The following is a 15,368-nucleotide window of genomic DNA, read 5'->3' as shown; positions in this document are numbered from 1 at the left end:
ATCCGCTGCACCCACCGCCCCCGTGACGCCCGCCCCGCCCCCGCCAGCGGCGAAGGACATCGGGGTCCCCAAGGACTACGACTGCGCCGGCACCGCCATCGAGGTGATCTACCTCGAGCACAGGGCGATCCTCCAGTTCGACGGTGAATCCGTTCGCCTGGGCCCGGTGGCCGCCGCTTCGGGTGCACGCTTCCAGGGCTGGCGCGCCGACGGCGTGCTCATCGACTTCTGGGACAAGGGCGGCACCGCGACACTCAACGTGGCCGGCAACGATTACCCGGAGTGCTCGCTCATCGAAGCGCCCGCCGCGGCCGAAACGGAGGCCATGAGCCCCGCCGAAACCCCGACCGCCGCGCCTGCGCCGGAGGTGATCCGCACCTATTCCGCGCGCGGCAATGAGCCGTTCTGGCTGGTGCAGGCCGACGCGACCGAAGTGCGCTGGAGCACGGCCGACCACGTAGCCGCCGACGTGTTCACCGGCCTGACCCGGACGACGCGCGCGGACGGCTTCGCCCTCGCGGCGACGCGGGAGGGCGGCGCGCTCGCGCTGTCGGCCAATGCCAGCGTGTGCCGCGACAGCATGACGGGGATGCCGCACCCGGACACCGTCGTCGTCCAGGTGGACGGTCGCGAATTCAGGGGCTGCGGTGGCAACCCCATCGACGTGCTGACGCCGAACGCGTGGACGGTGACGAGCATCGGCGGTGCGGCGATGAGCGGCAGTCCGCCGACGCTGCAGTTCAGCGCCGACGGTGAAGCCTCGGGCTTCGCGGGCTGCAATCGCTGGACCTCGTCGGCAGTGCTCAGCGGCGAGGGCCTGAGGATCGGCATGGCCGCCGCCACCCGGATGGCCTGCCTCGACGACACGGCGTCGAAGCAGGAATCCGACTTCCTCGCCGCGCTGGGCCGCATCACGGGCTTCGACGTCGACGCCAACGGCGATCTGCTGCTGAAGGCCGGCAACGAGACGGTGATCGTGGCGAAGGCCACCGAATCGCCCGCGCCGCAGGACTGATCAGCCCGCGACGGCCTGCTCGTGCACGCCCGCGATGGCGCGGCCGCTCGGGTCGGCCGCCTTCGCGAAGGCCGCGTCCCAGGCGATCGCCGCCGGCGAAGAGCAGGCGATGGACTTGCCGCCCGGCACCGTGGCCGCCGCTGCGCCGCCGGGGAAGTGCGTTTCGAAGATGCGGCGGTAGAAGTAGGCCTCCTTGGTCTGCGGCGGGTTGATCGGGAAGCGGCGCTCGGCGCCAGCGAACTCGGCATCGCTGACCTGCGCTTGCGTGTGCGCCTTCAGGCCGTCGATCCAGCCATAGCCGACGCCGTCGCTGAACTGCTCCTTCTGCCGCCACAGGATGCTCTCGGGCAGGCAGCCCTCGAAGGCCGTGCGCAGCAGCCACTTCTCCACCGGGCGCCCGCCGGCCGCGCGTGCACGCACGCGCTTCTGTTCGGGGTCGATGGCCATCGCCGTGTCGAGGAAATCGAGGTCGAGGAAAGGCACGCGCGCCTCGATACCGAAGGCCGCCATGCTCTTGTTGGCGCGCAGGCAGTCGAACTGGTGCAGGGCGTCGAGCTTGCGCACCGTCTCGGCGTGGAACTCGCGCGCGTCCGGCGCCTTGTGGAAGTAGAGATACCCGCCGAACACCTCATCGCTGCCCTCGCCCGACAGCACCATCTTGATGCCCATCGAGCGGATGCGCCGCGCCAGCAGGAACATCGGCGTCGAGGCGCGGATGGTGGTGACGTCGTAGGTCTCGATGTGGCGGATGACCTCGGAGAGCGCATCCAAGCCCTCCTCGAAGGTGAAGTGGAACTCGTGGTGCGCGGTGCCCAGGGCCTCCGCCGCGACGCGCGCTGCGGCGAGGTCGGGTGAGCCTTCGAGGCCCACGGCGAAGCTGTGCAGGCGCGGCCACCAGGCCTCGCTCTTGCCGTCGTCCTCGACGCGCTGCTTGGCGAACTGCGCCGCGCACCAGGCCACCACCGAGGAGTCCAGGCCGCCCGACAGCAGCACGCCGTAGGGCACGTCGCACATCAGCTGGCGGCGCACGGCCTGCATCAGCGCATCCTTCAACGCGGCCGGCGCGATGGCCTGCCCGTCGACCTTGGCGAACTCGCGCCATTCCCGCGTGCGGTAGGCGCGGATCTGCCCTTCCACCGAGTCCAGAAGATGCCCCGGCGGGAAGATCGCCACGTCGTCGCAAATGCCGACCAAGGCCTTCATCTCCGAGGCCACCCACAGCCGCCCCTCGCGGTCGTGGCCGAAGTACAGCGGGATCACGCCCATCGGGTCGCGGGCGATGAGATAACGCTGCTGTGCGGCGTCCCACAGCGCGAACGCGAAGATGCCGTTGAGCCGATCGACGAAGTCCGGCCCGCTTTCCTTCCACAAGGCGTTGATGACCTCGCAGTCGCTCTGCGTGGTGAAGGTGTAGGGCACGGTGAGCGCGGCTTCCAGCTCGCGATGGTTGTAGATCTCGCCGTTCACCGCCAGCGCCAGCGCGCCGTCGGTCGAACGCAGCGGCTGCGCGCCGCCGTGGATGTCGACGATGGAGAGGCGCTCATGCGCCAGCACGGCGCCGGCATCGGCGTAGACACCGCTCCAATCCGGCCCACGATGACGGATGCGCGCCGCGGCCTGCACGGCCTGCCGGCGCAGGGGTTCGAGTTCGGTGCCGGGCTTGAGCCCGAAGATCGCGACGATGCCGCACATGGGTGTCTCCTTGGGGTTTCGAAAGCGCAAAAAGGAGAAGGCCCGCGCTGTTGCCAGGCGGGCCTTCGGGGTTCGGGGTTCGATGTGCTGAACGCGCCTAACGCCGCGGCCGCCTTTCGGCGTTGCGGTTATTGGCGTTATTGCGATTGAGGGCGCGGTTCAACATGGTGGAGACCCTACCCCGCCATCGTCAGTCTTGGCAAGCGCCCGTTGGCGCAGTCCCAGCCAGACCCCCAGCACCGCCCAGAACAGGGCCAAAGGAACGGCAACGCTCGCCAGCGCATGCAGGCCCCATCCGAGACGCCCGAGCAGGCCCTCGGACTGCGCACCGACAATGTCGCCCAGACGGTAGACGAAGGTGTCGATCACCGCCTTGGCCTTGTACTTCTCCTCGCGATCCACGACGGTGAACAAGGTCTCCCGGGCCGGACGCATCACCGCGCGCTGGACGGCCCGGAACGTGGCCTCGACAAGGACGAGGGCCAGCAGCGATCCCACGATGGCCAGGCCGATGAAGCCCAGCGCCGCCACGGCCGGCAGCAGCGCCAAGGTCAATGGCATGCCGATGCGCTTGATCAGGTGCCCGGCCAACACGAGTTGCAACAGCAGGGTCGCGAGCTGGGTATAAAAGTCGACGTTCGCGAACAGCGCCGTCCGCGCGTCCAAGCCGCTTTCCAACCCAGCCACCAGCTGCAGGCGGGTGAAGTACAGGAAGGTCACCATCACCGCGAGGACCAGGACGTACAGGGCGATGCCGGAAAGGTAGGTCGAACGCAGCAGCGCGCGGAGGCCGGCCCACGCGCTGCCGCCCATCGGCGCCTCGTCGCGGCTGGCGGAGAGCGCGACCGGGACGGCTTCGGTGGTGCGGATCACCTGGGCGGCCAGGACGACCGCGACGACGAGGAGGCCAGCAGCCACCAGCAGCAACGCCGGCGTGCCGATCGCGGCGACCCACGCGCCCGCCGCCCAGGATCCCGTGATGGCGCCGAGCGTCCCGCCCGCGGCGATCGGCGGGAACAGCCGCTGGCTCTGCTCCAGCGTGAAACGGTCGGCCATCAGGGCCCAGAACAACATCGTCACGAAGAAATTGAAGACGCTGAACCAGACGTAGAACGCCTGCCCACTGCGTACGCCGATCGCGTCCGGCGCCGCGACGAGGAGCAGGTGGAACCCGAGGAGGGACAGGGCGAAGAAGCCGTGGCAGGCAGCAATGAATCGCATGCGGCGCCACTTCGCAACGAGCCAGCCGAACAGCGGCTGCACCAGCAGGGTCACGGCCGCCGTGCCGAAGAAAAGCCACCGGATCTCATCCATCCCGCGCTGCATGCCAAGGGCGTCGCGCGCGGGCCGGAGCAGCATCAGGGCGGCCAGCACGGCGAAGAAATACATGCCGGAAAGCAGGACGGGCCGCCATTCGCCGGCACGCAAGTTGAGGAGGCGCTGCAGCAGGTCCATCGCCGACGTTCCGAGAGGCGGTGCCTGGACATTAGCCGACCCGGCCCCGCGGCCCACGTGCCGAAGGACACCCCACCGAGCGCGCGCTGGCGGACCCGGCGGGAGGCGGCGCGATTGTCAGGCCGCGTGCCCGGCCCAGACGCGCTCGATCACCTCGGCGAACAGCGCGGGCAGCGCTTCGAGCTCGTCGAGGCGAACGCCCTCGTCGATCTTGTGGATGCTGGCGTTGCCCGGCCCCAGCTCGACGCACTCCGCGCCGAGCGGCGCGATGAAGCGCGCGTCCGAGGTGCCACCCTTGGTGTTCTCGTCCGGGGTGATCCCGCAACGGGCCTGGATGGCCGCGCGCGCCGCGCGGCGCAGCACGCCCTCGTCACAGTGGAAGGGCTCGCCGGAGCGGCGCCAGCGGCAGGCCGCGTCGACGCCGTGCTTCGCGAGGATCGCCTCGAACTCGGCGACCAGCGCATCGCTGGTCCAGTTCGGGTTGAAGCGGAAGTTCGCCACGAACTGCAGCGCGCCGGGGATGACGTTGTCGGCGCCGGTGCCGGCCGTGATGTTGGACACCTGGAAGCTGGTCGGCGGGAAGCTCGCGAAGCCCTCGTCCCAGCGCTGCGCGCAGAGCTCGGCCAGCGCGGGCGCCAGCGCGTGGATCGGGTTCAGCGCCTTCTCCGGATACGCCACGTGGCCCTGCACGCCGCGCACCTCGACCGCGACGGACAGCGAGCCGCGACGGCCCACGCGCAACACATCGCCGAGGCGCTCGCTCGACGAGGGCTCGCCGGTGATGCAGTAATCGATGCGCTGGCCGGTGGCGCGGAAGTGCTCGGCCACTTTGCGCACGCCGTCGATCGATGGGCCTTCCTCATCGGAGGTCAGCAGCACGGCCAGCGTTCCGGGGTGGTCCGGGTTCGCCGCGACCAGCTGTTCCATCGCCACGACGAAGGCGGCGACGCTGCCCTTCATGTCGGCCGCGCCGCGCCCGTGCAGCACGCCCTCGCGCACGGTTGGCACGAAGGGATCAGAGGCCCAGGCCTCGCGCGGGCCGGGCGGCACCACGTCGGTGTGGCCGAGCAGCACGACGACCGGGCTGCCCTGCCCCCGCGTGGCCCAGAGGTTCTTCACCTCGCCGAAGTCGAGCGAATCGCAACGGAAGCCGAGGGGTGCGAGCCGCGCGGCGACCAAGGCCTGGCAGCCGGCGTCCTCGGGCGTCACCGATGGGCGTGCGATCAGGTCCTTCGCCAAAGCGACAACATCACTCATTCGATCACCGCTGGGGTCGCATCAAGAGCAGGCGAGTCTAGCGGTGCCGGCGTCGACGCCATGCAGGCATCGAGCGTCGCTTCCAGCCCGCGCACGAGGGCCGCGATCGTGGCCTCGTCGTAGAGCGCCGTCGCGTACTCCACGAGGCCGCGAACCCGCTCGCCGTCGTCCCAGAACCAGAAGCTCAGGTCGAGCTTGGCACCGCCGTTCGGCAGGGCCTCGCTCGTCACCTCGAGGCCATCGAAGCGCAGGGCCATCGGCGCCTCCTGGAAGGTGTACCAGACCTGCACCAGCGGGTTGCGCGAGGGGTCGCGCGGCACGCCGAGCGCCTGCAGGATGGCCGGGAACGGCGTGTCCTGGACGGCCTGCGTGCGCGTCACCTGGCGGCGCACTTGCGCCAGGAGTTCGTCGAAGCCCTGCCCGTCCGGCAGATGCAGGCCGAGCGGCAGCAGGTTCATGAACAGGCCGACGACGGGCTCCAATTCCTCCGCGTTGCGGTTCGCGAATGGGCAGCCGATGACGAGGCGATCCTGGCCGCTGGCCGCGCGCAGCAACCGCGCCAGCGCCGCCAGCATGACGACGAAGGGCGTCTGCTGCGTGGCCTGCGCGAAGGCACGCAGGCGCGCGCTGGTGACGGCCGACAGGGCCAGCCGATGCTCCGCGCCGGCGAAGTCCTGCCGGGCCGGTCGCGGACGATCCGTGGGCAGGCGCAGCACCGGCGAACAGGCCGCCAAGGTATCCATCCAGTGCGGGAGACGCTGCGCGATCGCCGTCGCATCGAGGGCGGTGGCCTGCCAGACGGCGAAGTCCGGCAACTGCAGCGCGGACGCGACGAGGGCCGGTGCCGGGCCTCGACGACGGAGGGCGTAGCGCTCCTCGAGCATGCGGCCGATATGCAGCACGGCGAGGTGGTCGACCAGCACGTGGTGCAGGCAGAACAGCAGCACGTGCTCCTCGGCGGCGAGCTTGACGGTGAGGAACAGGCACGGCGGACCGGCGGCGAGGTCGAAGACATGCCGCGCGACCAGTTCGCGCACCTCGGCCAGCGCCGCCGCGCGCTCGGCCTCCGGCATCGCCGAGAGATCCACCGATTCGTGCATGGGCATCGCGGCCGGGTCGACGACCTGTCGCACCTCGCCATCGGCCACTTCGAAATGCGTGCGTAGGGCCTCGTGGGCGGCGACCACATCGCGGATCCCACCGGCCAGCGCATCGGCATCGAGAACACCGCGCAGCGTGAAGGCGAAGGGGATGTTGTAGGCCGTGTTCTCCGGCGCGATGGCCTGCACGTAGAACAACTGGCGCTGGCTGTGGGTGGTCGGGAACCGGAAGCGCTCGTCCGCACCGGGAACACGCGCCACGGATTGCAGCCGCGGCAGCGGCGAGGCGCCGCCGGGCGACAAGGCCCCAGCCTGTTCGGCCAAGGCGCTCCAGTCGCGGATCCGCGGCGCCTCGAAGGCGGCATCGATCGGCAGCGACACGCCGTCCTCGCGCTTCAATCGCGACAGCGCGCGCGTCAGCAGCAGGCTGTGCCCGCCCAGGGCGAAGAAGTCATCCTCGATGCCGATGCCGGAGAGGTCGAGCAGACGTTCCCACAGCGCCACCATCCGCGACTGCATCGGAGTTACTGCGGGGATGAAGGGCGTGCCGCCGGGGCGACGAGCCACCGGCGTCGCGCTCGTCGTGCCGACGTCGGCCGAAGCGTCCGCGGCGTGCGCGGCGCGACGCGTGTCGGCCACCAGGGCGTCGACGGAGCGACGCGCCAGCGCGACCTGCGGCGGCAACGCGTGGGCCAGCACGGTGGCGATGGCGGCGAAGGCGTCCTCGCTGCCGAAGCCGTCGCGGAAGCCCACGTCCAGCAGGGCGCCGCCGGGCGTGCCGGCGCGCCGGGCCCGCGTCGTGGTGCCGAGCCGGCGCGCGGGCTTCAGAATGAAACCGCGCACGCGAACGGCGGGACGATCGGCCTCGTCGAGCACGTCGATGTCGAGCACGAGGCTGTCGTCCTCGGCGCGGGCACGCTGGCGGCTGGTCACGCGGGACGGCAGGGGCGCGAGCACCTCGATGCGGCCGTAGCGGAAGGGCAGCAGCCGCGCGGCATCGACCCCGGAAGGCGCCAGTGCCGCCTGCGCGGCGCCGAGCGCCATGTCGAGCAGGGCCGGATGCAGCGGATGCGGGCCACCGAGGCCGAGCGTGGCTTCGAGCTGCAACTCCGCCTCGCCCTCGCCCACCTCGAAACCGCGGAGGCAGTCCCACTGCGGCCCGAAGTGCAGTGCCGGATGCGCGTAAACCGGCGGGCGCGCCGTGCGCGCTGCCCGCAAGTCGAGCGGCAACGTCGGGCCCGAAGGCGCGCCGTCGGCCAACACGTCGAGCTGCAGCAGGACGTGCTCAGTGGCTTCGCCTTCGCCGGCGCCGCGGCTGGTCAGGCCCACGTCGAAGCGCTTCGCCAATGCCGGCGTCGTGGCTTGGCCGGTTGCATCGAGAGGGACGAAGCGCAAGGCGATCTGGCGCGATTCGCCGCCCGCGAACACCAGCGGCGCCGCGATGGTCAGGCCTTCGCAGGCGAAGGGCGTGAAGCGACCGCGCAGCGCCTGCAGTCCCCATGCGACGAGGTCGAGCAAACCGGTGCCGGGAAGCAGCGCGTCGCCGCTCGCGAGCCGATGCCCGTCGAGCACCCAGTCGCTTTCCGGGCCGACCACGCCGCCGAAGACGGCGGCAAGGCCCTCGTCGCGGCGATGGCGCAACAGCGGATGCGCCTGCGGCAGGCCGTCATCGAAGGGCGGCGGGGCGAGGCCACGCTCGGCGGCGAGGCGCGCGGCCATGCCGGCGTCGCGCCAGATGCTGAAAGCCAGTGCGGTGTGCCGCGTGGTGGCCGACCTCGCATCCGCATGGGCGGCGAAGGCGTCGAGGAAGGCGTTCGCGGCCGTGTAGTCGACCTGCCCGGAGGCGCCCATCTGCGCGCTGATCGACGAGAAGTACAGCACCTGCGAGGCGCCGAGGGACTCGGCCAGGGCGGCGACCTCGTGGGCGCCCAACAGTTTCGGCGCGAGCACCGCGTGGGCGGCCTCGGTCGACTTCATCGCGATCAAGGCGTCGTCGAGCACGCCCGCGGCATGCAGCGCGGTGTCGAGCCGCACCAGGCCGGCGGCCTGCGCGGCCCCCGCGAGCTCCCCGGGCTGCGCGACGTCGGCGACCAGCAAGCGCGCATCGAGCCCCAAGGTGCGAAGCGCGTCGATCCACGCGGCGCGCGACGAACCGGGTTCGATCGCCGTCCGACTCACCAGCCACAGGCACTCGACGCCACCCGCCAGTGCGAGACGCTCCGCGATGTCGCGACCAGCGCCACCGAACGCACCCGTCAGCAGCACGTGGCCGCGGAACGCCGCAGCGGCATCGGCCTTGGCCGGCGCGATACCCAGCGGCTGCGAATGCGGCACCCAGCGCTGGCGGCCGCGCAGGGCGACGGTCTCCGCGGGGCAATGGGCGCGCAACTCCGCCAGCACGGCGTCGATCGCGCGCCGAGGCACGGCCAGCGCGGCGGCGTCGAGATCGAACCAGCACGTGCGAAGCGCCGTGGCCTCCTGCGGCCAGGTGCGCACCGGGCCGGCGCGCAAGGCCTGGGCCGGGCGAAGGGAAGAGGCATCACCCACCGCCTGCGCATGCACGCCGACGCTGAGCCAGATCATCCCGGCACCGTCAGCCCAGGGCGCCAGCCCCTGCGCCATTCGCAGTGCATCGTCGAACAGCATGCGGGAGGACGCTTCGAGTCCGTCCAGCGGCGCATCGAGCGCCCAAAGGTCGAGCAGCACGGCCGGGGCCGGCGTGGCGGCCAGGGCCTGCCAATGCGCGCGTTCGCCCGGGTCCAGCGTGATGTGAGATTCCTCCTGCGTGAACGCGGCCGCGCGATGCACGCGACGCACCGCCACGCCTTCCACGGCCAGGGCATCGGCGAGGGCATCGCCGATCCCGGCGCCATCGCAGAGCACCAGCGCCGAGGCGGGAAGCGCACTTGGGATGTCACGCGGCAGCGGCACGGGCTGCCAGACCGGCGTCTGCAGCCAACTCTCGGGCGGCAGCGCGGCGGCGCCTTCGTTGCTCACGGCCGTCGTCTTCGGCGGGTCGATCCAATGCTTCACGGCAGCGAACGGGTACGTCGGCAAGGGCACGCGCCGTCCCGCCGTCGGCTGGTCCCAGCGCGCCCAGTCGACCGCCATGCCGCTGGCCCAGAGCCGGCCCGGCAGCGCGGCCCAGGCCGAGGGTTCGTCGGCGTCTTTCGGCAACAGGACGACCGAGCGCGCATCAGCCCGACGCATCGTCGCGAACGTCGACAGCGTGCGGCCCGGTCCCACTTCGACGAGCACGGCATGGCGCAGCCGGTCGATCGTGGCGAGCGCCCCGGCGAAGCGCACCGGCTCGCGCAAATGGCGCACCCAGTAGTCGGGACTGGCGGCGAGTTCCGCCGTCAGCCAATCGCCCGTACAGGTCGACACCACGCGCAGGCCGTCGACGCGCGCCGGGGCCGCGGCCACCACGGCGGCGCGGAAATCGTCGAGAACACGATCGAGCTGCCGCGAGTGGAAGGCCGCCGAGGTCTCGAGGCGACGCGCGCCGACACCCCGTTCGACCAGCGCGCGCTCGAAGTCCGCAATGGCAACGTCGGCACCGGCGACGACGGTCTGCCCCGGCGCGTTGATGGCCGCGACATCCAGCGTGGCGGGCAGCAGCGCGCGCAACTCGCCTTCGTCGAGGGCGACAGCCAGCATCGCACCCTTCGGCGCAGCGGCGCACAGCGCGCCGCGCGTCACCATCAGGCGCAGCGCCGCCGGCAGCGTGAACACGCCGGCCAGCGTCGCCGCCACGTACTCGCCCAGCGAGTGGCCGAGCATCGCAGCCGGTTTCAGGCCGCGAGCCATCAGGCCCTTCGCCAGCGCGTATTCGACCGCAAACAGCGCCGGCTGCGCGATCTCGGTGCCGCGGAGGCGCGCGTGCGCCTCGGGCGTGGGTTCGGCGTCGAGCAGCAGCGCCACGACCTCGTGGGCACCGAGGGCGCGGAGCGCGTCCACGCAGGCCTCGAGCGCCTCGCGCACCGCGGCGTCGGAACGCGCGATTCCGCGCGCCATGCCGACGCGCTGCGCGCCTTGCCCGGGGAACGCGAACACCGGTGCCGAAACCGCATCGTTCGCCGTGGCGAAATCACCGTCGCCCATCCGCGAAAGCGCGCCCAGCGCATCCACGGCCTCGGCGCGCGTGCGCACGGCGACGCTGCCGCGCACCGGCATGGCCACGCGGCCTTCGCGCAGCGTCCAAGCGACATCCGCCAGCGGCAACGGGCTCGTGGCCAGCGTCTCGGCGAGTGCTTCGGCGCGCGCACGCAGTGCGTCCGGCGTCTTCGCGGAAAGCGGCAGCACGATCGGCGCGGCCTGCGGAGTGTCGCCGGCATCGATCGGCGGCTCGCCCTCGCGCGGCGCCTGCTCCAGCACGGCGAAGGCATTCGTTCCGCCCACGCCCAGCGAGTTCACCGCCGCTCGGCGCGGCCCGGCCTTCGGCCACGCGCCATGGCTGGCAGCCACCGTGAACGGGGAACGCGCGAAGTCGATCTCCGGATTCGGCGATTCGAAGAACAAGGAGGCCGGCAACTCGCCGTGCCGCAGGGACAGCGCGGTCTTGATCAGGCCGGCAACGCCCGCCGCGGTGTCGAGGTGGCCGATGTTGGTCTTCACCGAACCGATGGCGCAGCCGCCCGGTGTCGCCCCGTCGAAGGCCTGCGACAGCGCGGCGATCTCGATCGGATCACCAAGCCGCGTGCCCGTGCCGTGCGCTTCGACGTAGCCGAGGCTGTCGGCGTCCACGCCGGCCACGGCCAGCGCCTGCGCCGCGGCTTCGGCCTGCCCGTCCACGCTGGGCGCGAGGTAACCGGCCTTGCCGGCGCCGTCGTTGTTGATGGCGGTGCCGCGGATCACCGCATGGATCGTGTCGCCGTCGCGCAGCGCGTCACCGAGCCGGCGCAACACGACGATGCCGGCACCGCTGCCGAACACCGTGCCACCGGAGCTCGCGTCGAAGGCGCGGCAGCGGCCATCGGGGGAGCGCACCTCTTCCTCGCGGTAGCGGTAGCCCTGCCCCTGCGGGATTTCGTGGGTGACGCCACCGGCCAAGGCCATGTCGCATTCGCCGGCGATCAGGCTCTGGCAGGCCAGATGCACCGCCACCAGCGAGGTCGAACAGGCCGTCTGCACATTGAGGCTGGGGCCGCGCAGGTCGAGCTGGTACGACACCCGCGTCGACAGGAAATCCTTGTCGTTCGACAGATGGCGGACAAGGAACTCACCGAGGTCTTCGACCAGCGCGCGATGCCCGATCACGTTGCGGATCAGGTACCAGCCCATGCCGGCGCCGGCGAACACGCCGGTCTGCCGATCGAGGTCGTCCGGACGGTGCCCGGCATGCTCCAACGCCGCCCAGGCGCACTGCAGGAAGCGCCGGTGTTGCGGGTCCATCACCGCCGCCTCGCGCGGCGAGAGGCCGAAGAAGGCCGCGTCGAACCGATCGTGGGCCGGGAGACGCACGCCAGCGCGCACGTACTCGGGCAGGGCGAGGTCCGCCTCACGCGCTCCGGCCTCACGCATCGCGGCATCGTCGAAATCCTCGACGGCGCAGCGCCCCTCGGCCAGTGCACGCCAGAAGGCGTCCGGGGAATCGGCCAGCGGCAGGTCGCAGGCCATGCCGACGATAGCGATGTGGCTGCGGGGATCGAGGGGCGCGCGCGGATCCATGCGAGGGGGTGATTCCGTGAAAGGGATGCAAAAGCGTGATTAGAATCCCATATTCACCCGGTACCCGCCGCACCGCCGCCCCTCCGGCTCATGGACGACCCCGCCTTGCCCCCCTTCCGTTGCGTCCTCCTTGGCGAGCAAGCCCTCCTGGTCGAGTGCGGCGAGCGCCTGCTCGCGGCCGGCCACACCATCGCCGCCGTGGTCACCGACACCCTGCGGCTTCGTGAATGGGCCGAAGCGCGCGGGCTCCGCGTGGAGCGCAGCCCCGAAGCGCTGCTGGCCTCCCCGCCGGCGGACCTTGACTGGGTGTTCGCCATCACCTGGCTGAAGCCGCTGGCCGACGAGGTGCTCGCCCTGGGCCGCCGCGGCGCGCTGAATTTCCACGACGGCCCGCTGCCGCAGTACGCCGGCCTGAACACGCCGATGTGGGCCCTGCTGAATGGCGAAACCCGCCACGGCATCCGCTGGCACCGGATGACCACCGAGATCGACGCCGGCCGCGTGCTGGTGGCCCGCGATTTCGCCATCGATGCCGACGAGACCGCCTTCAGCCTCAATGCCAAGTGTTTCGAGGCCGGGCTGGCCGGTTTCGATGCGTTGTTGGAACGTCTGGCCTCGGGCGACGACGCCGGTGAAGCGCAGCCGGAAGGCGAGCGTCGCGTGCACCTCGGTGCCGATCGGCCCCTGCGCCCAGCCCTCCTCGATCCATCCCGACCCGCGGCGGAACTCGCGCGCATCGTCCGCGCGCTCGACAACGGCGCCTATTGGCAGGCGCTTCTGAAACCTCGGCTGCGGCTCGCCGAGGTCGACGTGCTGGTGGCTGCGGCCGAGCCCGTCGAGATGGCACCGACCGAAACCACGCTGCCGCCGGCAACCCTGATCGGCGTCGACGCCGAAGGCCTGCGCCTGCGCTGCGGCGACGGCGTACTGCACCTCGGCGGACTGGCACGGCTCGACGGCACGCGGCTTTCCGCCGACGAGGCGCTCGCCCTCGCCGGTGGCGCCGGGGTTCGCCTCCCCGCATGGGCATTGCCCGCCGACGACGAAGCCAAGGCGCTTCGCCGCGCCGTCCGTCACGAGGCCCAGGCGCGCACCGCGCTGCAGCGGGCCCAGCCCATGGCGGTGCCATCGACGACCGTGGTGCCGGCAGAGGGCTTCACCGACCCGCAGTCACTCGCCCACGCCCTACTCGCTGTCGCCCGCGGCGCCGACGGCCGGCACCTTGCCGTCGGTCTTCGCTTCGCCAACGCGTCCGAGCCCTCGCGGTGGGTCGACCCGGTGCTGCCGCTGGTGGTGGAACTGCCGGACGGCACGGCCAACGACGATGGCGCGGCCCTCGACGTTCTCGCCTCGCGGCTCGTCGCCGCCATTGACGCGGCGCGCCGCGCGGGCCACCTGCCCAGCGATCTCCGCGCCCGTGATCCGCGCCTCGCGGGCACCGCCGCACCGGCGGACTGGCCCGCGCAGCTGCAGCTCGACGAGCACGCGGGCGCCTGGCCCGCACAGGGCAGCGCAAGCCTCGCGATCCAGCGGCCCGTCACCGCCGCACGTGTCCTGCAGTTCGGCCTGTTCTTCTGGAACGTCGCCGAGGAGCACGACCTCGGCCGCAGCGACAAGTACCGCCTGCTGCTGGAAAGCGCGCGCTTCGCCGACACCCACGGCTTCAACGCGGTGTGGACGCCGGAGCGACACTTCCAGGCCTTCGGCGGCCTCTTCCCCAACCCGGCCGTCACCAGCGCCGCGCTGGCGACCATCACGTCGAAGGTCGCGCTACGCGCCGGCAGCTGCGTGGTACCGCTGCACCACCCGATTCGCATCGCCGAGGAATGGGCCGTCGTCGACAACCTGTCGAACGGCCGTGTCGGCATCTCGATCGCTGCCGGCTGGGCCACGCCCGACTTCGCGCTGCGCCCCGAGAACCACGCCGAAGCCAAGCGCGTGATGTTCGAAGCCGCCGAGCAGGCGCGCCGCCTGTGGCGCGGCGAAACGCTGGAATTCCCCGGCCCGCAGGGCCCGGTGAAGGTGCGCACCCTGCCCCGGCCGCTGCAGCCGGAACTGCCGATCTGGATGACGACGGCGGGCAATCCCGAGACCTTCGCCGAGGCCGGACGGATGGGCGCGCACCTGCTCACCCACCTGCTCGGGCAGTCCGTCGAGGAACTCGCCGCGAAGATCGCCGCCTACCGCAAGGCCTGGCGCGAGGCCGGCCATGCCGGCGAAGGCATCGTCTCGCTGATGCTGCACACGCTGGTCGGCGACAACCGCGAGGCCGTGGAGGCCGTCGTGCGCGGCCCGATGAAGGCCTACCTGAAGACCGCGATGGCCCTGGTCAAGGCCGCGGCCTGGCAGTTCCCCACCTTCAAGCGCATGTCGGCGGAACAGGGACAGAACCTCGACGCGTTCTTCCAGTCGGCCTCGCCGGAAGACATGGATGAACTGCTGGAGTTCGCCTTCCAGCGCTACTTCCGCGACAGCGGGCTATTCGGCAGCGAATCCGACGCGATCGCGATGGCACGGCGCGTGGCCGGCATCGACGTGGACGAGATCGCCTGCCTGATCGACTTCGGCCTCGATGCCGACACGGTGCTCACCCACCTGCCGGCGCTCGATCGCGTGCGCGCGGCATTCGCGACGTCGGGGGCGGAAAACGCGAACGCCGCCATCGTCGGGCGATCCGCATCGGCACCCCGGCCGGCCACGCCAAACGCGGCACGGCCCGAGCCTTCGACGCCCGCGCCGACGCCCGCCCCGCAGCGCCTCGCCACGGCGCCGTCGATCGACACGAGTGCGATCGAAACCACGCTCCGTGCGCATTGGATCGCGCTGCTCGGCATCGACGACTTCGGCCGCGACGACAACTTCTTCGACCTCGGGGGCCACTCGCTGCTGGTGGTGCAGCTGCTGCGCCAGCTGCGCGAGGGCTTCAGCGAATCGATCCGCGTCACCGACCTGTTCCGCCACGTCACGCTCGCGGCACAGACGCGCTTCGTCGCCTCGATGGTGGCCCCGGCTGCGCCTCCCGAGGCAGCGGCAGCGAAGCCTGCGGACGCCGTCGACACGCCGGCCACGGCCGGCGGCGAAGCCCCCATCGCCCTCGACCGCGGACGCGCTCGCGCCGAGGCGAGGCGCGCATTGGCCGCCCTGCGCGGGGAATGACACGTCGCGGGCCCCGCCCGCGG

General features: G+C 71.7%; 6 protein-coding genes. 2 read left to right on the top strand and 4 right to left on the bottom strand.

Annotation, left to right across the window (positions count from 1 at the left end; genetic code table 11):
• Positions 1-22 precede the first annotated feature (22 nt).
• Positions 23-1,015, top strand: a complete 993-nt coding sequence (locus tag O9280_RS03300; protein ID WP_298338683.1) for an META domain-containing protein — start codon at positions 23-25, stop codon at positions 1,013-1,015.
• Here O9280_RS03300 and asnB read toward each other — a convergent pair whose 3' ends face one another.
• The 4 genes from asnB to O9280_RS03280 all read right to left on the bottom strand — a co-directional run bounded on the left by asnB (position 1,016) and on the right by O9280_RS03280 (position 12,189).
• The gene (gene asnB / locus O9280_RS03295) at positions 1,016-2,707 is read right to left on the bottom strand and encodes an asparagine synthase B (protein WP_298338680.1); all 1,692 of its coding nucleotides are present in this window, start codon (positions 2,705-2,707) and stop codon (positions 1,016-1,018) included.
• Positions 2,708-2,866: 159 nt separating this feature from the next.
• Positions 2,867-4,162, bottom strand: a complete 1,296-nt coding sequence (locus tag O9280_RS03290; protein WP_298338677.1) for an MFS transporter — start codon at positions 4,160-4,162, stop codon at positions 2,867-2,869.
• A gap of 117 nt (positions 4,163-4,279) precedes the next feature.
• The gene (dapE, locus tag O9280_RS03285; protein ID WP_298338674.1) at positions 4,280-5,419 is read right to left on the bottom strand and encodes a succinyl-diaminopimelate desuccinylase; all 1,140 of its coding nucleotides are present in this window, start codon (positions 5,417-5,419) and stop codon (positions 4,280-4,282) included.
• Positions 5,416-12,189, bottom strand: a complete 6,774-nt coding sequence (locus O9280_RS03280) for a type I polyketide synthase (protein WP_298338671.1) — start codon at positions 12,187-12,189, stop codon at positions 5,416-5,418. The genes dapE and O9280_RS03280 overlap by 4 nt, the downstream gene beginning before the upstream one ends.
• A 105-nt stretch (positions 12,190-12,294) precedes the next feature.
• Here O9280_RS03280 and O9280_RS03275 point away from each other — a divergent pair, with 105 nt between their 5' ends.
• Positions 12,295-15,345 carry a MupA/Atu3671 family FMN-dependent luciferase-like monooxygenase gene (locus O9280_RS03275; protein WP_298338669.1) on the top strand — a complete coding sequence of 1,017 codons (3,051 nt, stop codon included), beginning with the start codon at positions 12,295-12,297 and terminating at the stop codon, positions 15,343-15,345.
• The last annotated feature ends 23 nt before the right edge of the window (positions 15,346-15,368 follow it).

It is taken from the genome of Silanimonas sp. (assembly GCF_027531545.1).
Classification (GTDB): domain Bacteria; phylum Pseudomonadota; class Gammaproteobacteria; order Xanthomonadales; family Xanthomonadaceae; genus Silanimonas.
Note: the sequence above shows the minus strand (reverse complement) of the source record. Positions and strands in the feature narration are given on the sequence as shown.